Genomic DNA, 24,293 nt, shown 5'->3' on the forward strand with positions numbered 1-24,293 from the left:
ACATGAAAACCTTGTTAGGCAGTCGTTCGGGTATGGCAATTTTCCCGCCGGACTGCTTTTGCCCCGGCTTTTATGCTGGGCGATCCCCCTCACTTTTCCTACACCCAAGGAGCATCAACAAGCATGGATTGGCGTAGCCGCGCGGCCTGTCTGGACAAGGACCCGGAACTTTTCTTCCCGGTAGGAAACACCGGACCGGCCCTGCTCCAGATTGAAGAAGCCAAGAGTGTCTGCCGGCGGTGCCCCGTCGTGGACACCTGCTTGGCCTGGGCCATCGAATCCGGCCAGGATGCAGGTGTTTGGGGCGGCATGAGCGAAGACGAGCGCCGGGCGCTCAAGCGCCGGGCAGCACGGGCTCGTCGAGCCTCCTAGGTAGATCGGTGCCTTACCGCACCTCGAGGTGAGGGGTCGGTTCCACGGGAACCGGCCCCTCACCTGTATTTTGGCTTCAAGCCGGGCAACACGGGCAGCGCAAGAACCTCACGGTCCCCGTGTTGCGGACTCCACCCATCCCCCAACCACTGGTTACGATCGATAAGTGACAGAGCCACACACCGACCCCCGCATAGGCACGACGCTTGATGAACGCTATCGGCTCGATGCCCGCATCGCCGACGGCGGCATGTCCACCGTGTACCGCGCCATGGACGTGAGGCTGCACCGCACCGTCGCCGTGAAGATCCTGCATGCGCACCTGGCCTCGGACCCGGTCGTCCTGGAGCGATTCGCCTCCGAGGCGATCATCGCTGCCGGGCTCACCCACGACAACATCGTGGGGATCCGCGACCACCATGTCTCGGGCACCACCGCCTATCTGGTGATGGAATTCGTGCGCGGGCTGAACCTGCGCGAGTCCCTCGCGGAGCGCGGCCGCTACACCCCGCGCCAGGCGCTGGTGGTGCTGCAGGCCATTTGCACCGGGCTATCGGTGGCGCACGAGGAAGGCATCGTGCACCGCGACATGAAGCCGGCCAACGTGCTGATTTCCGACGAGGGCCGTATCAAGGTCGCCGACTTCGGGCTGGCCCGGGCAGCTTCGGCTCACACCAATGCCACCAACTTCTTCGGCACCGCCGCGTACATCTCCCCCGAGCTGGCCAAGGGCGAACCGTCCGATGAGCGCAGTGACATCTACGCCGTCGGGATCATCGCCTACGAACTGCTCACCGGGCGCCAGCCCTTCACCGCCGAGAGCGCCTACGGGCTGGCCTTCAAGCACATCAACGACGATGTCCCGCCACCGTCCGCGCTCGTGCCCGGGCTCTCCCCGGAGCTCGACGAGCTGGTGTCATATTGCACCAACAAGGATCCGGAGGATCGGCCGCAGAACGCATCGTTCCTGCTCAGCGACCTGAAGCAGATCCACGATTCGCTCTCCAAGGACCAGCTCGATCTGGGCTCCGAAACCCTGGGTGGGCTCAAGGACCTGATTCCGCCGGCAACCACCGCCCACACCACCGTGCACGACCGTCTGGCCCTCGCGCAGGAGTACCGTGATTCGGCCGCGGCCGGACGAGCCTCCGGCGACACCACGGTGGCACTGCCCCCAGGGTCCGGCGACGGGGACCTTCCCTCGACCGAGGATCCCACGCGGGCCCTGGGACTTGATGAGCAAAGCACCACCGTGCTGGGGGCCGGTCCGGACCACACCCAGGTTCTGTCGGGCGCCTCCGATGCCGCCGTGCAAGCGGACAGCGGCCACACCCAGGCACTGCAGGTGCAGCCCCAGCGGCCTGTCTCCGCAAGGCAGGCCAAGAAAACTGCCAAGGCGGCCGAGCTTGCCTGGCGCAGGGACGCGCAAATACCGACCCGGCAGTTGGCCCCCAAGTCCCCGGCCCGGCGCAAGTGGCTCATCGGGATCCTGCTGACCCTGTTGGCTGCACTCGTTGCGGCCGTCAGCATCTTCTTCGGCATGGGGCCCGGAGCCCCGTTCACCATCCCCACGCTGACCGGCGTCCATGGCAGCGAGGCGGTGCAGCGGCTGGCGGCCACCGGCGTGCAGGCCGGCACCCGCGAGGTATTCGACGAAAAACTTGAGCGCGGCCTCGTGGTTGGAAGTGAACCCGCCGCAGGGGAAACGATCCGCCGATTTCAAGGTCTCCAACTTCTTGTTTCCAAGGGTCCCGAACTCTTCTCCGTCCCGAACCTGACCGGCCGCACGCAGGCCGCGGCGGAAAAGGACCTGAAGGCCGCGAACCTGGCCACCGGCAAGGTCACGAAGAAGTACTCCGAGGAAGTCGACGAGGGCGTGGTGCTGGGCCATGACCCGGAGACCGGGAAAAAACTTCGGCGCGGCAGCAAGATCGCACTTGTCGTGTCCCGGGGGCCCGCTCCGGTGGATGTTCCCTCGCTGGCCGGGCTCACCGCCAAGCAGGCGGAGGACGAATTGAAGCAGGCCGGGCTGAAGGGCAAGTCCTCCGGCAATGAATACAGCACCACGGTTCCCTCCGGGCAGGTCATGTCCCAGACGCCTGCCGGCGGGCAGGCCGAGCGCGGCACAACGGTTCAATACGTCGTCTCGCGCGGTCCGCGGATGGTCAAGGTGCCCAACATGCAGGGCAAGCAGCTCGATGAGGCCCTCCGGGAACTGGACTCCCTGGGCTTCGAGGTAGAGGTCGAGGAGTTCCTCGGCGGCTTCTTCGGGACCGTGCGTTCGCAGAGCCCGGCCGGCGGCAGTGCGCCCGAGGGTTCGACGATCAGGCTGGTCGTGGTCTAGCACCGGGCCCGGCCGGCCGTGCTCCGGGAATCATGCCGGTCCATGGCACGATCAACGCCCGCAGAAAACGGCAACGGCCGGGTTCCATCCCCTGTGTCTCAGGGGAAGGAACCCGGCCGTTGCCTTGTGGCCGGTCGGCAGGCGTGGCTAGCCGCGGACCCCGCGCTTGGCCAGGGCGCCGGAGACCAGGAAGGCCATTTCCAGGGACTGCTTGTGGTTCAGGCGCGGGTCGCAGACCGATTCGTACAGGTCGTCGAACTGTTCCTGGCGGATCGGGTCGGCGCCTCCCAGGCACTCGGCCACGTCGTCGCCGGTCATTTCCACATGCAGGCCGCCCGGGAAGGTGCCCAGCGAGTCGTGGACCTCGAAGAAGCCGCGGACCTCGTCCATGACGTCGTCGAACTTGCGGGTCTTGTAGCCGTTTTCGCTGGTCACGGTGTTGCCGTGCATCGGGTCGGTGACCCAGAGGACCTGGGCTCCGGAGGCGGTGACCTTTTCGACCAGGTTCGGCAGCTTCTCACGGATGTTCTTCGCGCCCATGCGGGTGATGAAGGTCAGGCGACCCGGCTCGCGGTTCGGGTCAAGCTTCTCGATGAGCGCCAGGGCGTCCTCCGGCGAGGTGCTCGGGCCGAGCTTGACGCCGATCGGGTTGCGCACCCGGGAAAGGAAGTCGACGTGCGCGCCGTCGAGCTGGCGGGTGCGCTCACCGATCCACAGGAAGTGGCCGGAGGTGTCGTAGGGCAGCTCGGTGCGCGAGTCGGTGCGGGTCAGCGCACGCTCGTAGTCAAGCAGCAGGGCCTCGTGGGAGGCGAAGAACTCGGTGCGCTTGAGCGCCTCGAAGTCGGCGCCGCAGGCGGACATGAAGCGCACGGCGCGGTCGATCTCGCCGGCAAGCTGCTCGTAGGCGGTGTGCGCCGGGTTGGCCATGAAGCCGGCGTTCCAGGAGTGCACGGAGCGCAGGTCGGCAAAGCCGCCCTGGGTGAACGCGCGGATCAGGTTCAGCGTGGCCGAGGAGGTGTTGTAGGCCTCCACCATGCGGCGCGGGTCGTGGGCGCGGGATTCGGGGGTGAACTCGTAGCCGTTGACGATGTCGCCGCGGAATGCCGGCAGGGTCACCCCGTCGCGAGTCTCGTCGTTGGAGGAACGCGGCTTGGCGAACTGCCCGGCCATGCGCCCCATCTTGATGACCGGCATCGAGGCGCCGTAGGTCAGCACGACCGCCATCTGCAGGATGGTCTTCACGCGGGCGGAGATCTTGTCGGCGGTCGCCCCGTCGAAGGTCTCGGCGCAGTCGCCGCCCTGCAACAGGAAGGCCCGCCCCTGGGCCGCCTCGGCCAGCCGCTCGCGCAGCACATCGACCTCCCCGGCAAAGACCAGCGGGGGCCGGGAACCGAGCTCGGACACCGACTTGGCATAGTGCGGGTGCTCGCTCCACGTCGGCTGCTGGGCGATGGGCAGGGTGCGCCAAATGTCCAGTGCGGGGTCGGCGGCGGGACCGGCCGGTGAACGTCCGGGCATTGAGGAAGTCGAAGATAGCTGAGTCACCCTCTAAGGGTAAACCGCTGCGGGGCCCGCCGGGGATTCCAGGCGTAATCCGCGGTCGCATCGGGTTCACAGTGCGCCGGGGCCCGGGGGCGAAACCGGCTACTTCGGGTGTTTCCCGGCCTCGCGGCGCTCGGCATCCAGCTGCGCCTTGACGGTGGCGGCGTAGGTGTCGGCGTATTCCTGCCCGGAGAGCCGCATGATCGCGTACATGATCTCGTCGACCACCGAGCGCTGCACGAAGCGGTCCTCGCTCATCCCCGCGTAGCGGGAGAAATCGAGCGGTTCGCCGATGATCATGCCCACGCGGCGGATGTTCGGGAGGCGCTTGCCGATGGGCTGGACCTTGTCGGTGCCGATCATGGCGATCGGGATGACCGGCACCCCGGCTTCCAGGGCCAGCTTGGCGACCCCGAGCTTGCCGCGGTACAGGCGCCCGTCCGGGCTGCGGGTGCCCTCGGGGTAGATGCCCAGCAAGCTTCCGTCCGCCAACGCCTGGGCGCCCGCCCCCAGGGAGTGCGCGCTGGCCGCCCCGCCGGAGCGGTCCATCGGGATCTGGTTGATCATGCGGAAGAACCAGGCGGTGATCCGTCCCTTGGGGCCCTTGCCGGTGAAGTAGTCCATCTTCGCCAGGAAGATCACCGGGCGGCTCACGGCCACCGGCAGGAAGATCGAGTCGGAGACCGAGAGGTGGTTGCTGGCCAGGATCGCGCCGCCCGATTCGGGAATGTTTTCCAGCCCCTTGACCCAGGGGCGGAACAACACGTTGACGAGCGGCCCGACGATGAACCTCTTCATGAATTGGTAGAACATGCTTGAAGTGCCTTCCGGGCCGAGGATGCTGCGGGCTTCCACCGAGTCCAGCGCGTGCGGTGCCCGGAACGTGCCCGGAGACCTGGTGTTGATCACCTGGTTCTCAGTTAGGCTCTAACTGTAGGCAAAACTACGCCATCGGTCATACTCGGCGCGACGCGGTGCAGGTGGGATCCGTCGCCCCGTTCCCCTCACGATCCACGCAGGAGCACGCACCCCCATGCCAGAGACACCCACGGCCACCGACCCCAACGCACCGTTCCACCACGCCGGGAGCAACGGCGCGGCGGTCCTGGTGCTCCACGGCTTCACCGCCGGCCCCGCCGGGCTGCTGCCCTGGGCCCGGGCCTTCGCCGGGGCCGGATACACCGTCAGCCTGCCGCTTTTGCCCGGACACGGCACGCGTTGGCAGGACCTGGCTGCCACGAAGCACACCGAGATCATCGATGCGGTGCGCCGCGAGCATGCGGCTCTGGCGGCCACCCACTCGCGCGTCTTCGTCGCCGGGCTCTCCATGGGCGGCGCGCTGGCCCTGCACCTGGCCTCGACGCACGCAGTGGCGGGGCTCGCGCTGGTCAACCCGGGGCTGACCCTGGCCTCGCCGCTGGCTCCGTTCACCGGGGTGCTGCGCCACCTGTCCCCGACCGTCGCGGCGATCGCCAACGACATCGCCAAGCCCGGGGGCGACGAGCACGCCTACGACCGCACGCCGGTGGCCGGGGTGCACGAGCTGCGCAAGCTCTTCCGGGACACCATCAGGCGGCTGCCGCAGGTCACGGCCCCGGTCGTGGTGTTCCGCTCGGACACCGACCACGTGGTGCCCGAATCGAGCCTCGAGGCGCTGCGCGCGGGACTCGATGCGGGTGTCCACCTTGAGGTGAACCGGTTGACGCGCAGCCTCCACGTGGCCACGCTTGACTATGAGGCGGAGAAGATTTTCGCCCGTTCCATCGAGTTCTTCCAGGAAGTGGACGGCAACAGGCCATGACCAACCCCATGCACGAGCCGGCCGAATCCGGCGACTCCGACGATTCCGTGTGGGAGGACCTGGTCCGCCGGCTGGAGGCGGCACCCGACACCCCCGCGGCCCAGGGTTCCCACGGCTCCCCCGCGCCCGCGGGGCCCGGCGCCAATGCCCCGCGGGGCGTGGACCCGGAACTCTTCCGGATGCACCCGGCGCTGGGCGGACCCCGCGACCACGAGCTGGCGGACGAGGACGAGGGCGCGTTCGTCCCCGAGGATCCGCCGGCCCTGGGTTCGGGAAACCCGCTGCTGACCCTGGCCTGGTCGTGCGCCGCCGGTGCCCCGATCGCGCTGCTGCTGTTGGCTATTTTCTGGCGGCGGGCACCGATGCCGCTGTGGATCGGGTTGGTCGTGGTGGCCGTGGCCGCCGCGGTGTTCCTCTTCGCCCGGTTGCCGCGCCACCGGCATGAAGACGACGACGGCGCGCGCGTCTAGTTGCCCCCGAATTTGTTGCGAAGCGGGGAAAATCCCCGTAAGTTACTAACGAGTAAGCAATGTGTGACCCGAGACACTACTATGGGTGACATGGGGGAAGAGGGGTTGGCGGGCACGCACAACACCGCCCCGGAACCGAAGGAGCTCCAAATGCAGGAATTAACAGTCCCTCCGCTGGTGGAGAACCCGCCGCAGACCAACATCACCGACCTTCTCCTGCGCCACGCCCGGTCCGCGGCCGACCCGGCGCTGCTGTCCAAGCCGGGACCCAACGGGACCTGGATCGACATCCCGGCTTCGGAGTTCGCCGCCGAGGCCTCGGCCCTGGCCAAGGGGTTCATCGCCTCCGGCATCGCACCCGGGGCACGCATCGGGCTGATGGCCCGCACCCGCTACGAATGGACGCTGGTGGACTTCGCCATCTGGTTCGCCGGCTGCGTCACGGTTCCGGTCTACGAGACCTCCTCCCCCAGCCAGGTCGCCTGGATCCTGGGAGACTCCCACGCGGTTGCCGCGGTCGTCGAGGCGCCGCGCCACGAGACCGTCGTGCGCCAGGCCGCCCACCAGGAGGGCCTGGACGCGCTGGAACATGTGTGGCAGATGGACGGCAACGGACTCGACGCGCTGCGCGAGGCAGGCAGGAGCGTCGATGACGCGGTCCTGGAGGAGCGTCGCTCGGCCGCCGGCCTGGACTCGCTGGCCACCATCATCTACACCTCCGGAACCACCGGGCGGCCCAAGGGCTGCGAATTGACGCACTCGAACTTCGTCCAGCTCAGCGACAACGCCGCCGCCGCGCTTCCCTCGGTCGTCTATCCGGGCGCGGCAACGATCATGTTCCTGCCGCTGGCCCACGTCTTCGCCAGGTACATCTCGGTGCTCGCCGTGGCCGGCGGGGTCAAGGTGGCCCACACCGCCGACGTGAAAAACCTGCTGCCGGACCTGCAGTCCTTCCAGCCGAACTTCATCCTCGCGGTGCCGCGCGTCTTCGAGAAGGTCTACAACTCCTCGATGCTCAAGGCCGAGGACGCCGGCAAGGGCAAGATCTTCCACGCCGGCGCCGACACCGCCATCGCCTTCTCCCGCGCCGAGCAGGACGGCAAGGTCCCGCTGGGCCTCAAGCTCAAGCACAAGCTCTTCGACGTGCTGCTGTACGGCAAGATCCGCGCGGCCATGGGCGGGAAGGTCGTGCACGCGGTCTCCGGCGGCGCCCCGCTGGGCGAACGGCTCGGGCACTTCTTCCACGGCATCGGGCTCACGGTCCTGGAGGGCTACGGCCTGACCGAGACCACCGCGCCGATCACGGTGAACACCCCCACGCAGCTGAAGATCGGCACCGTGGGCCGCCCGCTGCCGGGCAACGGCGTGCGGATCGCGGAGGACGGCGAGATCCTGGCCAAGGGCTTCTGCGTCATGCGCGGCTACTACAACCGCCCGGACCTGGAGGCGGAGACCTTCGCCGACGGCTGGTTCCGCACCGGGGACATCGGCGAGCTGGATGCCGATGGCTTCCTGCGCATCACCGGGCGCAAAAAGGAAATCATCGTCACCGCCAGCGGCAAGAACGTGATCCCGGCACTGCTGGAGGACCAGATCCGCGCCGACGCCCTGGTCTCCCAGTGCGTCGTCGTCGGGGACGCCCGCCCGTTCATCGCCGCGCTGATCACCCTGGACGCGGATGCGCTTCCGGGCTGGCTGGCCCGCCACCAGCTGCCCGCCGGCACGACAGTCGCCCAGGCCGCGGAACTTCCGCAGGTCCGCGATGCCGTCGCCGCACTGGTGGAGAAGGCCAACACCGCCGTGTCGCGCGCCGAGGCCATCAAGGAGTTCCGGATCGTGCCCACCGACTTCACCGAGGACTCCGGGCACCTGACCCCCTCGCTGAAGATCAAGCGGGCCCAGGTGCTCAAGGACTACGAGGCGGTGCTCGAGGAGATCTATTCGGGGGCCAAGCCGCGCGCCTAGCGCAGGATCCACACCACGAGACGCGTGGGGCGGGCACCGAGTTGGTGCCAGCCCCACGCGTTCCTGCTTAATCCGGCACCGGGTGCCGGGGCGAAGGTCCTGCGCTACAGCGGGTCGCCCGCGCGGGCGGGCACCCCGAGGCCCAGCAGCGCGTTCTCCACGACCTCGCTCAGCGCCGGGTGGATCCAGAAGGGCCCGCGGGCCATGGCGTTCACGTCCAGTTCCGAGTACATGGCCTGGATCAACGGCTGGATGAGCAGCGAGGCCTCGTGCCCCATGATGTGCGCGCCCAGTAGCAGGCCGGTGTCCTTGTGGGCCAGCAGCTTTACGATGCCCTCGGAGTCCTCCATGGCCCAGCCGTAGGCCGTGGACCCGTAGGGCTGGATGACCGAGAGCACCGCGTCGTCCCCGTGTTCGGCCCGGGCCTGGGCCTCGGTGGCGCCGACGTAGGCGATCTGCGGGTTGCTGAACACCGCCGCCGGCACGGCGCGCCGGTCCATGGGCCGCATATCCTCCGGGTTTTCCAGGTTGTGGATGAGAACCCGCGCCTCCCGGTTGGCCACGTGCTTGAGCTGCTCGGTGTTCGCCGCGTCGCCCAGCCCGAAGATGCCCTCCACCGGTTCGCCGGCGGCCAGGATGCGCTGGTATTCGTCCACCACGAGCGAGCCGTCCGCCCGCAGGTCGAAGCCGAGCTCAGTGACGCCGAGCCCGTCGGTGTTCGGGGTGCGCCCGGTGGCCACCAGCACCACGTCGGCCTCCAGCTCCAGGGGGTCTCCGTCGCGCTCGAGGCGGACCGTCAGGACGTCCCCCTCCTTGTCGATGCCCTGCAGCGCCGCGTTGAGCTCCACGCCCCAGCGCTTGGAGGCGGCCTGCGTGAAGGCGGCGGAAATGTCGGCGTCCTGCCGGCGCATCAGGGCGCCGGAGCGGTTGACCTGGGTGACCTCGCTGCCCAGCGCGGAGAAGACCGCGGCGAACTCGCTGGCGATGTAGCCGCCGCCCAGGATCACCAGGCGCTTGGGCAACTGGTCGAGGCGCATGACGGTGTCGGAGGTGTGCACGCCGGGCAGGTCGATGCCCGGGACCTGCGGCAGCGCGGGGCGCGAGCCGGCGGCGATGACGATCCTGTCCGCGGTGATGCTTTGGCCGCTGGCGGTGAGCAGCTCGTTGCGCGAGGCAAACCGGACGTGCTCGGTGTAGAGCGTGACGTTTTCCAGCTCGTTGGCGCGGTAGTTCTTGCCGGCCTCGGAGATGGCGTCGATGCGCCCGAAGATCCGCTCCCGCATGGCCGCCCAGTCGGCCCCGTCGAACGTCATCGACACGCCCAGCGACTTGGCCTCGGCGGCGGATGCGGCCAGCTGCGCCGGGTAGACGAACATCTTGGTGGGGATGCAGCCGACGTTCAGGCAGGTGCCGCCGAAGGTGCCGGCATCGATGATCGCCACCTTGCGCCCGTCCCAGTGCTCGGTGATCAGCGAGTTGCCGGATCCGGATCCGATGATTGCCAGGTCGTAATGTGCCATGGGGTGCTTAGCTCTCCTGAAGGATGGTGGATAGTTCGTCGACAAGTTGGTCAATGGCCGCCCGTGCCGCCCGCCGCGGGGCGCGCGCACCTGTCGCGGGGATGCTCAGGGCCGCGTCAAAGGGAAGCAGGGTCACAGGCCGGTCGACGTCTGCCGGGAGCTGCAGCTCCCCGCCGTCCGCGGTGCCGAGGTTAACAACAATGAGAGTGCGTGCCTGCATTCCCTGTCGGTTGTTGGCCTCCAGCCAGCGCAGCTTCTCGCCCAGTGCCGCGGTGATGGCGGGGTCCGCCGGGCAGACGAGCACCAGGGCGTCGGTGTCGCCGAGCATCCCGGAGAACGCGGCGCGGGCAAAGCCGGGACCTGCGGTCCGAATTTTCCACCCCTTGCCCTCGGTCCGGCGCTCCAGTGCGGCGCCCAGGGTCTTGGCGCCCGCATGCTCCTCGAGGGAGAGAAGCGTGATGACCTTGTGGTCCCGGGCGACGGGAGCCGGTGCGGCTGGCGGGGAGGCGGCATCGGCCGATGCCGGAGCGGAATCCTCCGGCGTGCCTTCTGCCGGTGTCGTGCCCGCGGTTTCCATGGCGGCGGCGTCCGGAACGGCGTCGGCATCGGGGCGGCCTGCTGCCGCATCGGCCGGGGCGTCGGATTCCTGCGCGGGGAGCTCCCTTGCTTCGCCGGCCGGAGTTTCGGCCGTCGGGGCGTCGCGCTCCGGCCCCTCGCCGGCGGCGGCAGCGGTCCGGGCGCCTGCTGTTGCCGGCTCCCCGGCCGGTTCCGGCACAGGTTTTTCGGTGGTTTCCCGGGGTGCCGGGTTGGCTGCGGGGTTCGGGGCCGCGTTGCCGGCGGATCCGGGATCCGGCGTCGCCGTCCGTGCCAGCCGCGCGAGTAATCGTGCAATAAAGCCTGACCGATTGATGGCCATGGGACCTCACTCCTTCCAACGGCGGCCCGGTCTCGGTCCGCCGCATGCTCTTTGCCGCTGGTGCATCCACTGGCCATTGGCACCCTAACACGCAAGCGAGGATGGACCCGGCCCAGGCCCCGGCATCGGGGCGGGCGGGTCCATCCTCGCGCGCATTTCATGGTTGTTTGCGGTGTCGGCCCGCCGCGGCGGGCCGACACCCGGTGGCTATGCCGGGTCGATGACCACCAGCAGGTCCCCGCCCTGCACCTGGGCGGTGCCGGCGATCGCCAGGCGGGCCACGGTGCCGGCGACCGTGGAGGTGATCCCGGCCTCCATCTTCATGGCCTCGATGGTGGCAACGGTGCCGCCGAGCTCGATGCGGTCGCCCACCGCCACCTGGGCGGTGACGGCGCCGGCGAACGGGGCCGCGATGTGCCCGGGGTTGGCCGAGTCGGCCTTCTCCGCGGCAACCACCGTGGACTCCACCGACTCGTCGCGCACCATCAGCTGGCGGGACTGGCCGTTGAGCGTGACCGTCACGGTGCGCAGGCCCTTCTCGTCGGGCTCGGAGATCGACTGCAGGATCACCAGCAGGCGCACCCCCTTGCCCAGGGACACCACGTGCTCGCGGCCCTTGACCAGGCCGTAGAGGTAGTCGCGGGTGTGCAGGACCGAGAGGTCTCCGTAGTTCTCCAGGCTCGCCGCGTAGTCACGCGTCGGACCGGCAAAGAGCAGGCGGTTCAGCGTGGCGCGGCGGGTCTCGGAGTCTGCCTCCAGCGCGGCTGAGTCCTCGGCCGAGAGCTCCTCGACGTGCGGGCGCACGACGCGGCCCTCGAGGGCCTTGGAACGGAACGGCTCGGGCCAGCCTCCCGGGGGGTCGCCCAGTTCCCCGGAGAGGAACTGGATGACCGAATCCGGGATGTCGAAGGACTTCGGGTCCTTCTCGAACTCGGCCGGGTCAACGCCCATGCCCACCAGCTGCAGGGCGAGGTCGCCGACCACCTTGGAGGACGGGGTGACCTTGACCAGGCGGCCCAGGATGGAGTTGGCCGCGGTGTACATGTCCTCGATGGCCTCGAAGCGCTCGCCCAGGCCCAGTGCGATGGCCTGCTGGCGCAGGTTGGAGAGCTGGCCACCGGGGATCTCGTGGCGGTAAACGCGTCCGGTCGGGGCGGCAAGCCCGGATTCGAACGGCGAGTACATGGCGCGCACCGATTCCCAGTAGGGTTCCAGCGACGCGGCGGCCTCCAGGGAGATCCCGGTGTCGCGCTCGGTGTTCTCCAGGGCGGCGACCAGCGCGGATGCCGATGGCTGGGAGGTGGTCCCGGACATCGATGCCGCAGCAACGTCCACCGCGTCGACCCCGGCGTTGATGGCAGCCATCAACGTGGCCGACTGGCCCCCGGCGGTGTCGTGGGTGTGCAGGTGCACCGGCAGGTCGAAGCGCTCGCGCAGGGCGGTGACCAGCTTCGCTGCCGCGGCGGGGCGCAGCAGCCCGGCCATGTCCTTGATCGCCAGGATGTGCGCCCCGGCGTCGACGATCTGTTGCGCCAGGTCCAGGTAGTAGTCCAGCGTGTAGAGGTCCTCGGCCGGGTCCAGCAGGTTGCCGGTGTAGCACAGGGCCACCTCGGCGACCGCGGTGCCGGTCTCCCGGACGGCCTTGATGGCCGGGGCCATCTGCGAGACGTCGTTCAGCGCATCGAAGATGCGGAAGATGTCGATGCCGGTGGCGGCAGCTTCCTTCACGAACGCGTCGGTGACCTCGGTCGGGTACGGGGTGTAGCCCACGGTGTTGCGTCCGCGCAGCAGCATCTGCAGCGGGATGTTCGGCAGCTCGGCACGCAGCAGCGCCAGGCGCTGCCACGGGTCCTCGCCCAGGAAGCGCAGCGACACGTCGTACGTCGCCCCGCCCCAGACCTCCATGGAGAACAGCTGCGGCATCACGTGGGCGTAGGCCGGGGCCGCGGCCAGCAGGTCGCGGGTGCGCACGCGGGTTGCCAGCAGCGACTGGTGGGCGTCGCGGAAGGTGGTGTCGGTGACCGCTACCGCGGTGGAGTCGCGCAGCGCCTTGGCGAAGCCCTCCGGGCCCAGTTCCAGCAGGCGCTGGCGCCAGCCGGCGGGCGGTGCCTGGTCCGAGGGGCCGTCAAACGGGCTGCGCTCCGGCTCGGCGGACTTGTCCCCCGGGAAGGCCGGAAGCTTCTTGCGCGGGTCGATGCCCTCGACTCGTTCGCCGTTGGGCTGGTTGACCGTGACGTCGGCCAGGAAGGCCAGCGCCTTGGTGCCGCGGTCCTGGGACTTCTTTCCGGCCAGCAGTTCCGGGTGCTTGTCGATGAAGTCGGTGGCGGCCTCGCCGGCGAGGAACGCCGGGTCGTCGAGCACGTTCATCAGGAACGGGATGTTGGTGGTCACGCCGCGGACGCGGAACTCGGCCAGGGCACGGCGGGCACGGGCCACCGCGGTGGCGAAGTCGCGGCCGCGGCAGGTGAGCTTGACCAGCATCGAGTCGAAGTGCGGGGAAACCTCGGCGCCGGTGTAGATGGTGCCGCCGTCCAGGCGCACGCCGGAGCCGCCGGCGGAACGGTAGACGGTGATGGTCCCGACATCCGGGCGGAACCCGTTGGCCGGGTCCTCGGTGGTGATGCGCGACTGCAGGGCGACGCCGCGGATCTGCAGCTCGTCCTGGCGGATGCCCAGGTCTTCCAGGGTTTCGCCGGCGGCAATGCGCATCTGCGCCTGCACCAGGTCGACGTCGGTGATTTCCTCGGTGACCGTGTGCTCGACCTGGATGCGCGGGTTCATCTCGATGAACACGTGCTGTCCGGCGCGCTCGCCCACGGTGTCGACCAGGAACTCCACGGTTCCGGCGTTCTGGTAGTTCAGCGCCTTGGCGAACTTCACCGCATCCGCGTAGAGCGCCTGGCGGATGTTCTCGTCCAGGTTCGGGGCCGGGGCGATCTCGATGACCTTCTGGTGGCGGCGCTGCAGCGAGCAGTCGCGCTCAAAGAGGTGAACGATGTTGCCGTGCTCATCGGCCAGGATCTGGACTTCGATGTGGCGCGGGCGCAGCACGGCCTGCTCCAGGAACACCGTGGGGTCGCCGAAGGCGCTTCCGGCTTCGCGCATGGCTGCCGAGAGCGATTCGGCAAGCTGGTCGCGGGTGTCGACGCGGCGCATGCCACGGCCGCCGCCGCCGGCAACCGCCTTGACGAAGATCGGGAAGCCGATCTTGTCGGCCTCGGCGGTCAGGTATTCAAGGTCGTCGCTGGGGTCCGAGGACTGCAGCACCGGGATGCCGGCCTCCCGTGCGGCACGCAGCGCGGCAACCTTGTTGCCCGCCAGTTCCAGCACCTCCGCGGCCGGGCCAATGAACTTGATGCCCGCTTCTGCCGCGGCACGCGACAGGTCGGGGTTCTCCGACAGGAATCCGTAGCCCGGGTAGATGGCATCCGCGCCGGCTTCCTTGGCGACGCGGATCACCTCGTCCACGTCCAGGTAGGCGCGGACCGGGTGGCCCTCCTCGCCGATCCGGTAGGCCTCGTCGGACTTCTGGCGGTGGATCGAGTTGCGATCCTCGTAGGGGTAAACGGCGACAGTCTTCGCGCCCAGCTCATAGCCGGCACGGAAGGCGCGAATTGCGATCTCGCCGCGATTGGCTACCAAGATCTTCTTAAACATGGCGCTCCTGCGAAATGACATAGGGATGAATGACGCGCACGAATTTCAGGGTTTGAACTCGTGTTTTAGGTGCCGGACGTGTGTGGTGCGGCACCCAACGACACACACTACCGTGACCGGGCACACGCACCGCAAAAGATTGCGGCGGTCACGAAACACTGGTGTCAGGCGGTCGTAGGGACCGGTGGCGGCAAAGGATCCAGAAGCCGATTATGATGTTGAGGGAACCAATCGTTTAGTCGCGAGCAACTAACAGTAGAAAAGGGCGTGGTCCGTTCCGTGCAGGTAGTGAGCATTAGCAGCCTTAAAGGTGGCGTAGGGAAGACCTCCGTTACATTGGGGCTCGCTTCGGCCGCCCTCGCCGCTGGTATCCCCACACTCGTGATCGACCTGGACCCGCACGCCGATGCCAGCACCGGCCTGGGCGTGCGCGCCGACGGCAAGCTGACCATCGGGCGGATGCTGAAGGCCTCGCGCAAGGCGAACCTGTCCGACAACATCGTCTCCAGCTCCTGGCAGGCCAAGGCCGTCTCCAAGCGATCGCTGACCCGCGTTCCCGTGCTCGACGTGGCCGTCGGCGACGCCTACACCGGCGTCTACGACCGCCCCGACCTGCGCGCCCGCGATTTGCGCCGACTCACCCAGTTGCTCTCCAAGACCTCCGGTTACGCGCTGGTGCTCATCGACTGCCCGCCCTCGCTCAATGGACTGACCCGGATGGCCTGGAGCGCCAGCGACCGCATCCTGCTGGTTGCCGAACCCTCGCTGTTCTCCGTGGCCGGCACCGAGCGCACGCAGCGTGCCCTGGAAATGTTCCGCAAGGAGTACGCACCGGACCTCGGCCGCATCGACGTGGTCGCCAACCGGGTGCGCAAGGATTCGGACGAGCACCGCTTCCGCCTGACCGAAATGCGTTCCATGTTCGGCACCTCGGTGCTGAGCCCCGAGCTTCCCGAGTTCGCGGACTGGCAGCAAATCCAGGGCGCCGCATACTCCGTGCACCAGTGGCCGGGCCGGCCGGCGCAAAAGACGGCCGGGCTGTTCGACGAGTTGCTGCGCAACATCACCGACACCGCAGCGAAACCCGGACGCAGCTAGCCGGGACTTCCTCCCCGCGGCACCGGATCCAGGTCCCAAAACGCAAAACCGCTCCTTCAGTCGTTCCGGCAATGCCGGAGGACGAAGGGGCGGTTTTTTTGGTTGGCCGGTCCCACCGCGGCGGCGCGGCCATCGTGGCGGAGCAGAAAAAAGACGGGGCCGGATGCCACCTGCGCACGGGCGCATCGGTGGCATCCGGCCCCATCAATAAAAGATCGGGAGCGGGCCGGTTCCTAGCTGGCGGAGCGCTTCGCGGCGCGACGCAGGGCCAATTCGTCCCCCGGGAAATCGGTGGCACGCTCGCTGGGAAGCTGCGACAGAGACCCCTCAACCTCACGCCACACGCGGCCAACGGCAATGCCGAAGACGCCCTGGCCACCCTGGACCAGGTCGATCACCTCGTCCGCGGAGGTGCACTCGTACACCGAGGCGCCGTCGCTCATCAACGTGATCTGGGCGAGGTCCTCCACCCCGCGTTCGCGAAGGTGACCAACAGCGGTCCGGATCTGCTGCAGGGACACCCCGGTATCCAAGAGCCGCTTGACGACCTTGAGCACCAGGATGTCGCGGAACCCGTAGAGTCGCTGGGATCCCGAGCCCTTGGCCCCTCGGACGGCAGGTTCGACCAGGCCGGTGCGTGCCCAGTAGTCGAGCTGGCGGTAGGTGATGCCTGCCGCCTTGCAGACGATGGGACCGCGGTACCCGGCGTCTTCATCGAGCACCGGCAGGTCCTCGGTGAACAGGAGTCCTTGGGTATTGCGAAGGGACGCGGCGTGCGTAGGCGAGGCCGCGTGTTGGTCGTCCGTGGGATTCATTGGAATCTCCTTGCTCAAGCATCCCCGTGAGGGAAAGAAGGCTGCCGGGCGTGGAACGACTCCGTTGCGAGTGAAACCGAAATCCGCGGATGGCAATCCTTGGGAAACTTATGCTTCGACGGTACGACTACATTGGGGCTGCGTCAAAGACCTTCAAGCTTAACTTGAGGCGTGTCGCGGACGGTCGTCTATTTATCGAAGTCTTCGGGCTCGACCTCGTTGAGGAATTCGCGGAACTCACGCACCTGGTCCTCCTCCCCCTCGGCGACCTCGGCGTCCTCCGAGACCATCACCGAGGCCTCGTCGAGCACGTGCTCGTCACACAGGATCGGACACTGCGCGCGGAGCGCCAGAGCGATGGCGTCGGAGGACCGCGCGTCGACCCGAACGTCGTCGGCAAAGACCAGCTCCGCGGTGAAGACGGCGTTGAGGACCGAGACGATCTCCACGCGCACCAGCGGCGCATGCAGTGCCTGCAGGGTCGAAATCATCAGGTCGTGGGTTAGCGGACGCGGCGGGACGATGCCCTGCTGGAACATCGCGATGGCCGACGCCTCGGGGGCACCGATCCAAATCGGCAGGTGGCGTTGGGTGTTGGCTTCCTTGAGCAGGACTAGCGGCTGGTTGGAGGGAAGTTCGATGCGAACTCCGACAACTTCAAGTTCGTGCATGGTTCGCTCCTTAACTCGGGTCGCTGCAACCTGCAGCAACCGTGTTTCCGGCCTAGTGATCCAACTTGGCGATGGCGCCGTTGACCAGGGCACCATGCAGTGCCATGCAGGCATCGCTGATTTCGCGGGCGGTTTCGGCAGCCCTGGCACGCGAGGCAACATCCCCGCGACTCATGTGCGGGGCCACGACGCGTTCAACCAGTCCCACTTCGCGGTCAGCCGCCGCGCGGAAGGCCCGCAGGTGGCGCGGCTCGATGCCGTGCGCCGCAAGCGCCGCGGAGGCGGCGGCAATTTTTTGTGCATGCTCGTCGAAGCGATCGTTTTCCGGCGCGATCATGCCGAAGGCCAGCAGGTCGTTGACCAGCTCCGGGCTGGCACCGCACAGGCCCTGCAGTTCCGCCTTGGTCACCGGGCGGGTGCGGGCAACCAGGTCCTGGGTCATCTGCTCGCTGATGCTTCGCGGGGCCAGAGTGTGTCCGCCGGGCAGCTGGTCGGGCCGGTCTCCCCGGTCGACCGCGTCAAGGTAGTCCTTGATGACCTTCAGCGGCAGGTATTGGTCCCGTTGCAGGCCCAGGATAAAGCGCAAGCGACCGACGTCGTCGGGCAGGTACTTGCGGTACCCCGCCGAAGTGCGTTGCGGGGTCAGCAGCCCTTTTTCCTCGAGGAAGCGGATTTTCGACGCTGTGACCTGTGGGAATTCATCATGAAGCTCCGAAAGGACCTCGCCGATATTGAGCGCCACGGCGCGCTGGGTATCGCCGGCAACTACTGCCAGTCGCGGGTTTCGGGCTGCCTGATTCACTACGTTGTCCTGCTTAGTCGCGGGTGTTGGCCGGGTTGTTGGGCAACGCGTTGTAGAAGGTCAGCCGGAACTTGCCGATCTGGACTTCCGAGCCGTTGGCCAGGCGCACCGAGTCGACCCGGTCGTTGTTGACGTAGGTTCCGTTCAGCGAACCGCTGTCGACAACGCTGAAGCCGTCGGCGTCGCGAATGAACTTGGCGTGCTTGCGTGAAACCGTGACGTCGTCGAGGAAGACGGCAGCGTCCGGGTGGCGTCCTGCCTGGGTCACGTCCTGATCCAGCAGGAAGCGCGCGCCCTGGTTCGGCCCTGAGTGTGCAATCAACAATGCGGAACCGTGTGGCAGGGCGGAGACGGCCGCGCGTTCTTCAACGCTCAGGCCATAGAAGACAACAGGTTCACGCGTCACCGGTGGCAATGCAATTCCCGTTGTTTCGGTAGACGACTCGTGCTGCTGGTTAGGCACCTGAGCTTCAGCCATTTCCGGTCCTCCAAAAATATTTCTCATAATTCCCTTTGGACGTTGTCCAACCCCAAATTGAGGCAATCGTCCTATCACCAGATTAGCCTACTAGCCACCACTAAGTTTTCGTGAATATCCAACCAGTTAATCTCCACTGTTGAGCTGTCAGCGTGGGAGGATGCAAACATGCCTGATTTCGAAAACACAGACCAGTCACCCACGGACGCGTCCCGCCGGTCCGATTCGAAGCCCCGCTGGGGCCTGCGCATTGGGCTGGGTGTCGCCGCGCTCATCCTGCTGGCAATTGTCTACCTAGTCATCCGTCTGTTCCTGCCCGTTTGGTGGGCCACCAATATCGCGAACCAGACCCAGGGTTCAATTACCAGCGGGATCATCCTTGGCCTCGTATACGGCTTCATCTTCACCTTCGTCCCGCTGCTCGTGGTCTGGCAGGCCCGGTACAAGAAGGTGTCGTGGCCGTGGAAGGCCGTCATCGTCGTGGTTGCCGTCCTGCTGGCGATCCCGAACCTGTTGACGCTGAGCATCTACGCAAATTCGTCCAGCTCGGCCGCCAAGGCCAGGTCCATGATCGACATCAGCGCCACATGGTTCCCGTCCTGGTCCATCGGTGGCGCGGCCGCCGCCTTGGTGCTTTTCCTGGGCATTGCGGCGTTCTGGCAGCTGTGGCATGCGCGGGGCAAGAAGATGAAGGCCATGAAATCAGAAGCAAAGGTCCAGGCGGAGCTGCGGGAAACCCGGGCCATGGAATCGGGCCAGGCCGGCACTCAGGCCCCGGCCTGGTCGCCGCGGGAGGACACCGAGGACCCGAAGCCCACCAACTGACCGCCGGCGCCGCCAGCCACCATCCAGGGGCGCCCCACCAAGCCGTCCCCGCCCATCCGGCGGGTACCGCCTGGAGGGGCGCCCTTGGCGTTTGCCGGCCGATGGGTCGATGACCGAGGCAAGGCGTCCCCGGCCGGGCACGCCGGTCCACTCGCGGCCGGGCGAAATCCATCCGGTGGCTGGGTGCTGGCCCTGAGCGGCGGGCAACGGCGATCTGCAGTCATACGCGGAAACCAGTGCCTGGCCCCGGAACATGGAAAAACCCCGGCAGATCAACGCTACTTCGTTGATCTGCCGGGGTTTTAACCGGTCGGGCTAGCGGGATTCGAACCCACGGCCTCCTGACCCCCAGTCAGGCGCGCTACCAAGCTGCGCCATAGCCCGGTTGCTTTCGCAGCCGTTCTCCCTCACTCTCGTGAAGGTGCCGTCTGCGAAAAGCTCCGTGATTACCCTACCCTATTTTTTGGGCTACTTCGAACGCTGGCGCTTTTCGCGCACTCGCATCGAGACTTCAATGGGGGTTCCCTCGAAGCCAAAGGTCTCGCGAAGCCTGCGGGTAATGAACCGGCGGTACCCCGGATCCAGGAAACCTGTGGTGAACAGCACAAATCGCGGCGGACGCGAGGAGGCCTGGGTGCCGAAGAGAATACGCGGCTGCTTGCCTCCGCGCAGGGGGTGCGGGTGCGCCGCCACGAGCTCGCCCAGGAAGGTGTTGAGCTTGCCGGTGGAGATGCGCTTGTCCCAGGATTCCAGGGCCGTGTGCAGGGCGGGAACGAGCTTGTCCTTGTGCCATCCGGTCTTGGCCGAGATGTTCACGCGCGGGGCCCACTCGACGTGTGCCAGGTCGGTTTCGATCTCGCGCTCCAGGTAGCGGCGGCGGTCATCGTCCATCAGGTCCCACTTGTTGAACGCGAGCACCAGGGCGCGGCCCGAATCGATGGTCATCTGCAGGATGCGGACATCCTGCTCGGAGAGGACCTCGTCGACGGCCAGCAGCACGACGGCGACCTCGGCCTTTTCCAGGGCGGCCTGGGTGCGCAGCGACGCGTAGTAGTCGGAGCCCTGGGCCATGTGCTGGCGGCGGCGGATGCCTGCGGTGTCAACGAAGCGCCAGACCTCGTCTCCGAGTTCGACGAGTTCGTCGACCGGGTCGCGGGTGGTGCCGGCAAGGGTGTCCACGACCACGCGCTCGGAGCCGGCCATCTTGTTCAGCAGCGAGGACTTGCCGACGTTCGGGCGGCCGACCAGCGCAATGCGGCGCGGGCCGCCGCGCGGGATGATCCCGCCGAAGGCGGAGTACTCGGGAAGCTTGGAGACCACGGCGTCAAGCAGGTCCGCTGCGCCGCGGCCGTGCAGTGCCGAGACCGGCCAGGGCTGGCCGAAGCCAAGGCCCCAGAGGAAGGAGGCGTCGGCTTCCTGGTTCGCGTCGTCGACCTTGTTGGCGACCAGCAGCACCGGCTTCTTCTTCCGGCGCAGCATCTTCACCACTGCCTCGTCGGTGGCGGTGGCGCCGACGCGGGAGTCAACAACGAAGAGGATGACGTCGGCGATGTCCGCTGCGACCTCGGCCTGCTCGGCCACGCGGGCGTGGATGCCCTTGGCGTCGTGTTCCCAGCCGCCGGTGTCGACCACGGTGAAGTTGCGCCCGGCCCATTCGGCCTGGTACGAGACGCGGTCGCGGGTCACGCCCGGAACGTCCTCCACGACCGCCTCGCGGCGGCCCAGGATGCGGTTGACCAGCGTGGACTTGCCCACGTTGGGGCGCCCGATGATGGCCAGCACCGGCGGGATGACCTCGTCGGCGTCGTCGTCGAAGTCATCGCCCAGGTGTGCCAGCAGTTCGGCGTCCTCGGGGTCAAGTTCGTAGTCATCGAGGCCGGCCAGCAGCGCGGTGGCGCGTGCGTCGGCATCCTCGTCGCTGATTTCGGCCAGGCGGTCGGCGATGTGGTCCTCGTTGTTGAACGGGACGTACTCGGCGCCCTCGTCCGGAAGCAGGCTCTCACTCATGGTGTGGTTCCTTTGCGTTGCGTGCCTCCACCAAACGCGGAAGCCGGTATCAATTCAAGCATGTACCCCGCCTCGGCGTGCAGCTTTTGCTGCGCACCGACGCGGGGCGGTGATCCGCCGGCGGCGGATCGGGAGGTTGTATTAGTCGGCCTGGGCCTTGATGGCCTCGAGCACGGCCGTCACCGTTTGCTCGAAATCCATTTCCGAGGAGTCCACGGTGGCCACCCCGTCGGCGGCGACGTGGAAGTTCACCACGGTCGAGTCCTTGGCGTCGCGGGCGAGCACCTGGGCCTCGAGTTGGGCGTTGGACTGGGTTCCGCCCAGCTGCAGGCCGCGGCGGCGCAGGCGCGCCTCCTCCGAGGCCGTGAGCAGGATGCGGGCGTCGGCGTCCGGGGCCACCACGGTGGTGATGTCCCGGCCCTCTGCCACGATGCGGTCGTGCGCGGCGATGATGGCCCGCTGCCGGGCAACCAGTTCGGCGCGGGCTTCCAGGTTGGTGGCCACCGCCGAGACCGCCTCGGAGACGAAGGGCTCGCGGATCGCCTCGGTGACGTCGGTGCCGTGGATGGTGATGCGTTCCACGTCCGGGTCGGTGGAGATGAACAGGTCGGCTGCCCTGACCGCCGCGGCGACTGCCTCGGCGTCGGAAAGGTCAGTGCCTGCATCCAGCGCATGCCAGGTCACCGCGCGGTACATCGCCCCGGTGTCAAGGTAGGCGGCGCCCAGTCGGCGGGCGGTCTCCTTGGAAACCGAGGACTTTCCGCTGCCGGAGGGGCCGTCGACTGCGACCGTGATTTTCTGCATTACTGCACAACCTTCCATCCAAGTGCGCTGAGCACCGTGATCAATTCTTCCCGGCGTCCGGGGATGACGGAGATGTCAACCAGCCCGACCTGGTGCCCGGCGGAGTGTTCCATCCGCAGGTCCTCCATGTTGATGCCGGCGTTCCCGACGTCGGCCAGCAGCCTGGCCACCTGGCCGGGCTTGTCCTTGACCGCGACGGTGACCAGCGCAAATGCCTGCGGCGGGGCGCCGTGCTTGCCCGGGATCCGGGCCTGCCCGGCGTTCCCCTCCCCCATCAGCTCGGCGAGGTCAAGCAGCGCGCCGGGGGCGGTGGGCTCCTCGAGCGTGCCGATGAGCCGGTCCAGGTCCTCGCGCATGCCGCGCAGGATGGGGACCAGGGAACCTGCATTGTGGCTGAGGATCTGGATCCACAGCTTCGGGTCCGAGGCGGCGATCCGGGTGGTGTCGCGCAGCCCGTTGCCGGCAAGCGCCAGCGAGTGCCCCGGTGCGTTCAGCAGCCGGGAGGCAATCAGCGAGGAGGCCACCTGCGGGAAATGCGAGATCAGCGCGACCGAGGCGTCGTGCTCGGCCGCGTTCATGCGCGCGACGGTGGCACCCAGGTCGATGGCAAGCGCCTCGGCGGTCTTCACCGAGTCGCCGCGCGAACCGGCATGGGCGCAGACGACCCACGGCATGGAGGTGAACAGCTCGCCGCGCGCGGATGCCGGGCCGGAACGCTCGCGTCCGGCCATCGGGTGCGTGCCCACGTAGCGGCCCAGGTGCGCCTCGGTGATGCGCGGATCCTTCCGCACTGCATCAAGGATCGAGCCCTTGACTGAGGCGATGTCCACCACGGTGGACATCGGGAAGTCGACCAGGGCCTGCGCCACGACAGCGGCGGTGACGTCCGGCGGGGCGCCGACGACGACCAGCTCGGGTGCCAGCGGGCGCCCGGGGACGTGAATGGTGCCCGCGCCGATGTCCTGCGCGACGGTTTGTGCGCTGGGCGAGGGGTCGGCAAGCCAGACGTTCAGTCCGCGCTGGCTCAACCCCAGCCCGACGCTGGTGCCCAGCAGCCCGGTGCCGATGACCAGAATCGGTCCGGCAAGGTGCGTGGTGGGCATGTGGCTACATCCCCACCATTGCCAGCAGGTGCCCGACTTCCTGGTTGCCCAGCGGGCGGATGGTGCCCTGCTTCTGGTCGCCGAGGCGGATCGGGCCGACCTGGACGCGGACCAGGCGGGTCACCGGGTGTCCGACCTCCTCGAAGAGGCGGCGCACGATGCGGTTGCGGCCCGAGTGCAGGATGACCTCCACGAGCACGTGGCCCGGGGTGGAGTCGATCAGGCGGAAGGAGTCGACCGACTGCCAGCCGTCCTCAAGCTTGATGCCCTTCTTCATCTGCGCGCCGATGCCGGCGGCCATCGGGCCGCGGACCTGCACCAGGTAGGTCTTGGGTACCTCGAAGGACGGGTGGGCGAGCCGGTTGGCTGCCTCCCCGTCGTTGGTCAGGATCAGCAGTCCCTCGGTCTGGTAGTCCAGGCGCCCGACGTGGAAGAGGCGCGACTGGCCCTGCTTGCGGATGAAGTCGGAGATGCACTTGCGGCCCTCGGGGTCTTCCATGGTGGAGACGACGTTGCGCGGCTTGTTGAAGACGAAGTACTTCATGTCGGCGTTCAGCTGCAGGCGCATGCCGTCCACGTGCACGGTGTCGCGCTCGGGGTCGATGCGGATGCCCGGTTCGGTGATGAGCACGCCGTTGACCTCGACGCGGCCGTTGGCGATCATTTCCTCACAGACGCGGCGCGAGGCCACCCCCGCGTTGGCCATGACCTTCTGCAGGCGCACGCCCTCGAGGTCCGAGTGCGCGGCGGCAGCCTGTGCCCGCTGGGTGGGCCGGGTGCGCTCGGCGTTGACCGGGCCAAGGTTCTTGCCGAAGCGTTCCTTGCCGAAGGCCTGGGGGCCGGTGTACTTCTTCTTGCCCGGGGCACCTGACTTCTTGCCCTGCTTGGGTCCGCCGTGCGCCTTTGACCAGGAACCGGTCGAGGACTCGGAACCGGATTCGGAGCCCGAACGCGGGTTTGACGAGCGTGGATTTTGGTTGGAACGGCCAGCACCGGTTGCTCCTCGGCCGCGGCCGTTGCCGGAGCCGGAGCCTTGTGGGCGCTGGTTGCCGCGGCCTGGGCGGGATCCCTGGTTCATGATCTGTCCTTATGTTGTTTCGTGG

Annotated in this window: 20 protein-coding genes and 1 tRNA gene; 7 read left to right on the forward strand and 14 right to left on the reverse strand. The window is 67.7% G+C overall.

Annotated elements, in window-relative coordinates; all coding sequences use genetic code 11:
• Positions 1 to 123: 123 nt before the first annotated feature.
• Positions 124 to 372 (forward strand): WhiB family transcriptional regulator, encoded by a 249-nt coding sequence (locus KRR55_RS15105; RefSeq protein WP_007271814.1) that lies wholly within the window; start codon positions 124 to 126, stop codon positions 370 to 372.
• A 166-nt stretch (positions 373 to 538) separates the two neighbouring features.
• Complete coding sequence (locus KRR55_RS15110) at positions 539 to 2,716, forward strand: protein kinase domain-containing protein (RefSeq protein ID WP_217389940.1); 2,178 nt, start codon at positions 539 to 541, stop codon at positions 2,714 to 2,716.
• A 147-nt stretch (positions 2,717 to 2,863) separates the two neighbouring features.
• Here KRR55_RS15110 and KRR55_RS15115 read toward each other — a convergent pair whose 3' ends face one another.
• Together KRR55_RS15115 and KRR55_RS15120 are read right to left on the reverse strand one after the other, a co-directional pair.
• Positions 2,864 to 4,234 carry a class II 3-deoxy-7-phosphoheptulonate synthase gene (locus KRR55_RS15115; RefSeq protein ID WP_217389941.1) on the reverse strand — a complete coding sequence of 457 codons (1,371 nt, stop codon included), beginning with the start codon at positions 4,232 to 4,234 and terminating at the stop codon, positions 2,864 to 2,866.
• Positions 4,235 to 4,360: 126 nt separating this feature from the next.
• The gene (locus tag KRR55_RS15120) at positions 4,361 to 5,071 is read right to left on the reverse strand and encodes a lysophospholipid acyltransferase family protein (protein WP_217389991.1); all 711 of its coding nucleotides are present in this window, start codon (positions 5,069 to 5,071) and stop codon (positions 4,361 to 4,363) included.
• A gap of 220 nt (positions 5,072 to 5,291) precedes the next feature.
• Between KRR55_RS15120 and KRR55_RS15125 the strand changes: the two genes are divergently transcribed.
• The 3 genes from KRR55_RS15125 to KRR55_RS15135 all read left to right on the forward strand — a co-directional run bounded on the left by KRR55_RS15125 (position 5,292) and on the right by KRR55_RS15135 (position 8,494).
• The gene (locus KRR55_RS15125; RefSeq protein ID WP_217389942.1) at positions 5,292 to 6,059 is read left to right on the forward strand and encodes an alpha/beta hydrolase; all 768 of its coding nucleotides are present in this window, start codon (positions 5,292 to 5,294) and stop codon (positions 6,057 to 6,059) included.
• Positions 6,056 to 6,529: a hypothetical protein gene (locus KRR55_RS15130; protein ID WP_217389943.1), complete on the forward strand. Its 474-nt coding sequence runs from the start codon at positions 6,056 to 6,058 to the stop codon at positions 6,527 to 6,529. Before KRR55_RS15125 ends, KRR55_RS15130 begins: the two co-directional genes overlap by 4 nt.
• A 150-nt stretch (positions 6,530 to 6,679) precedes the next feature.
• Positions 6,680 to 8,494: an AMP-dependent synthetase/ligase gene (locus KRR55_RS15135; RefSeq protein ID WP_217389944.1), complete on the forward strand. Its 1,815-nt coding sequence runs from the start codon at positions 6,680 to 6,682 to the stop codon at positions 8,492 to 8,494.
• Between the two features lie 104 nt (positions 8,495 to 8,598).
• Here the strand turns inward: KRR55_RS15135 and KRR55_RS15140 are convergent, their stop codons facing one another.
• From KRR55_RS15140 to KRR55_RS15150, 3 genes are all read right to left on the reverse strand, one after another.
• Positions 8,599 to 10,014, reverse strand: a complete 1,416-nt coding sequence (locus KRR55_RS15140) for a mycothione reductase (RefSeq protein ID WP_217389945.1) — start codon at positions 10,012 to 10,014, stop codon at positions 8,599 to 8,601.
• A 7-nt stretch (positions 10,015 to 10,021) separates the two neighbouring features.
• On the reverse strand, positions 10,022 to 10,930 hold the full coding sequence (locus KRR55_RS15145) for a hypothetical protein (protein WP_217389946.1): 909 nt from the start codon (positions 10,928 to 10,930) through the stop codon (positions 10,022 to 10,024).
• Between the two features lie 207 nt (positions 10,931 to 11,137).
• Positions 11,138 to 14,587 carry a pyruvate carboxylase gene (locus KRR55_RS15150; RefSeq protein ID WP_217389947.1) on the reverse strand — a complete coding sequence of 1,150 codons (3,450 nt, stop codon included), beginning with the start codon at positions 14,585 to 14,587 and terminating at the stop codon, positions 11,138 to 11,140.
• A 279-nt stretch (positions 14,588 to 14,866) separates the two neighbouring features.
• On the opposite strand from KRR55_RS15150, the gene KRR55_RS15155 reads away from it, so the two are divergent.
• A complete protein-coding gene (locus tag KRR55_RS15155) occupies positions 14,867 to 15,685 on the forward strand; it encodes a ParA family protein (protein ID WP_336245136.1) in 819 nt (272 codons plus the stop codon).
• A gap of 233 nt (positions 15,686 to 15,918) precedes the next feature.
• Here the strand turns inward: KRR55_RS15155 and KRR55_RS15160 are convergent, their stop codons facing one another.
• From KRR55_RS15160 to KRR55_RS15175, 4 genes are all read right to left on the reverse strand, one after another.
• Positions 15,919 to 16,500: a MerR family transcriptional regulator gene (locus KRR55_RS15160; protein WP_217389949.1), complete on the reverse strand. Its 582-nt coding sequence runs from the start codon at positions 16,498 to 16,500 to the stop codon at positions 15,919 to 15,921.
• A 188-nt stretch (positions 16,501 to 16,688) separates the two neighbouring features.
• Entirely contained in the window at positions 16,689 to 17,171 is a 483-nt protein-coding gene (locus KRR55_RS15165; protein WP_217389950.1) for a bifunctional nuclease family protein, read from the reverse strand.
• A gap of 52 nt (positions 17,172 to 17,223) precedes the next feature.
• A complete protein-coding gene (gene ftsR / locus KRR55_RS15170; RefSeq protein WP_217389992.1) occupies positions 17,224 to 17,946 on the reverse strand; it encodes a transcriptional regulator FtsR in 723 nt (240 codons plus the stop codon).
• Positions 17,947 to 17,986: 40 nt separating this feature from the next.
• Complete coding sequence (locus KRR55_RS15175; protein ID WP_217389993.1) at positions 17,987 to 18,451, reverse strand: FHA domain-containing protein; 465 nt, start codon at positions 18,449 to 18,451, stop codon at positions 17,987 to 17,989.
• A gap of 168 nt (positions 18,452 to 18,619) precedes the next feature.
• Here KRR55_RS15175 and KRR55_RS15180 point away from each other — a divergent pair, with 168 nt between their 5' ends.
• Positions 18,620 to 19,276, forward strand: coding sequence for a hypothetical protein (locus KRR55_RS15180; RefSeq protein ID WP_217389951.1), 657 nt, complete (start codon positions 18,620 to 18,622; stop codon positions 19,274 to 19,276).
• A 310-nt stretch (positions 19,277 to 19,586) separates the two neighbouring features.
• Here the strand turns inward: KRR55_RS15180 and KRR55_RS15185 are convergent.
• From KRR55_RS15185 to KRR55_RS15205, 5 genes are all read right to left on the reverse strand, one after another.
• Positions 19,587 to 19,660, reverse strand: a tRNA-Pro gene (locus KRR55_RS15185).
• A gap of 84 nt (positions 19,661 to 19,744) precedes the next feature.
• Positions 19,745 to 21,283, reverse strand: a complete 1,539-nt coding sequence (gene der, locus KRR55_RS15190) for a ribosome biogenesis GTPase Der (RefSeq protein ID WP_217389952.1) — start codon at positions 21,281 to 21,283, stop codon at positions 19,745 to 19,747.
• 141 nt (positions 21,284 to 21,424) lie between these two features.
• Complete coding sequence (cmk, locus tag KRR55_RS15195) at positions 21,425 to 22,087, reverse strand: (d)CMP kinase (protein WP_217389953.1); 663 nt, start codon at positions 22,085 to 22,087, stop codon at positions 21,425 to 21,427.
• Positions 22,087 to 23,190 (reverse strand): prephenate dehydrogenase, encoded by a 1,104-nt coding sequence (locus KRR55_RS15200; protein ID WP_217389954.1) that lies wholly within the window; start codon positions 23,188 to 23,190, stop codon positions 22,087 to 22,089. The genes cmk and KRR55_RS15200 overlap by 1 nt, the downstream gene beginning before the upstream one ends.
• Before the next feature lie 4 nt (positions 23,191 to 23,194).
• A complete protein-coding gene (locus tag KRR55_RS15205) occupies positions 23,195 to 24,268 on the reverse strand; it encodes a pseudouridine synthase (RefSeq protein WP_217389955.1) in 1,074 nt (357 codons plus the stop codon).
• Positions 24,269 to 24,293: the final 25 nt, after the last annotated feature.

It is taken from the genome of Paeniglutamicibacter quisquiliarum, from assembly GCF_019084045.1.
Taxonomy (GTDB): domain Bacteria; phylum Actinomycetota; class Actinomycetes; order Actinomycetales; family Micrococcaceae; genus Paeniglutamicibacter; species Paeniglutamicibacter quisquiliarum.

Excerpts from the sequence above, each read along its gene's own strand:
- KRR55_RS15150 (WP_217389947.1), bottom strand. The coding sequence starts at position 14,587 with ATGTTTAAGAAGATCTTGGTAGCCAATCGCGGCGAGATCGCAATTCGC.
- cmk (WP_217389953.1), bottom strand. The coding sequence starts at position 22,087 with ATGCAGAAAATCACGGTCGCAGTCGACGGCCCCTCCGGCAGCGGAAAG.
- KRR55_RS15120 (WP_217389991.1), bottom strand. The coding sequence starts at position 5,071 with ATGTTCTACCAATTCATGAAGAGGTTCATCGTCGGGCCGCTCGTCAAC.
- KRR55_RS15130 (WP_217389943.1), top strand. The coding sequence starts at position 6,056 with ATGACCAACCCCATGCACGAGCCGGCCGAATCCGGCGACTCCGACGAT.
- KRR55_RS15140 (WP_217389945.1), bottom strand. The coding sequence starts at position 10,014 with ATGGCACATTACGACCTGGCAATCATCGGATCCGGATCCGGCAACTCG.
- KRR55_RS15125 (WP_217389942.1), top strand. The coding sequence starts at position 5,292 with ATGCCAGAGACACCCACGGCCACCGACCCCAACGCACCGTTCCACCAC.
- KRR55_RS15115 (WP_217389941.1), bottom strand. The coding sequence starts at position 4,234 with ATGCCCGGACGTTCACCGGCCGGTCCCGCCGCCGACCCCGCACTGGAC.
- KRR55_RS15205 (WP_217389955.1), bottom strand. The coding sequence starts at position 24,268 with ATGAACCAGGGATCCCGCCCAGGCCGCGGCAACCAGCGCCCACAAGGC.
- KRR55_RS15165 (WP_217389950.1), bottom strand. The coding sequence starts at position 17,171 with ATGCACGAACTTGAAGTTGTCGGAGTTCGCATCGAACTTCCCTCCAAC.
- KRR55_RS15105 (WP_007271814.1), top strand. The coding sequence starts at position 124 with ATGGATTGGCGTAGCCGCGCGGCCTGTCTGGACAAGGACCCGGAACTT.
- KRR55_RS15175 (WP_217389993.1), bottom strand. The coding sequence starts at position 18,451 with ATGGCTGAAGCTCAGGTGCCTAACCAGCAGCACGAGTCGTCTACCGAA.
- KRR55_RS15160 (WP_217389949.1), bottom strand. The coding sequence starts at position 16,500 with ATGAATCCCACGGACGACCAACACGCGGCCTCGCCTACGCACGCCGCG.
- KRR55_RS15135 (WP_217389944.1), top strand. The coding sequence starts at position 6,680 with ATGCAGGAATTAACAGTCCCTCCGCTGGTGGAGAACCCGCCGCAGACC.
- KRR55_RS15180 (WP_217389951.1), top strand. The coding sequence starts at position 18,620 with ATGCCTGATTTCGAAAACACAGACCAGTCACCCACGGACGCGTCCCGC.
- der (WP_217389952.1), bottom strand. The coding sequence starts at position 21,283 with ATGAGTGAGAGCCTGCTTCCGGACGAGGGCGCCGAGTACGTCCCGTTC.
- KRR55_RS15145 (WP_217389946.1), bottom strand. The coding sequence starts at position 10,930 with ATGGCCATCAATCGGTCAGGCTTTATTGCACGATTACTCGCGCGGCTG.
- KRR55_RS15200 (WP_217389954.1), bottom strand. The coding sequence starts at position 23,190 with ATGCCCACCACGCACCTTGCCGGACCGATTCTGGTCATCGGCACCGGG.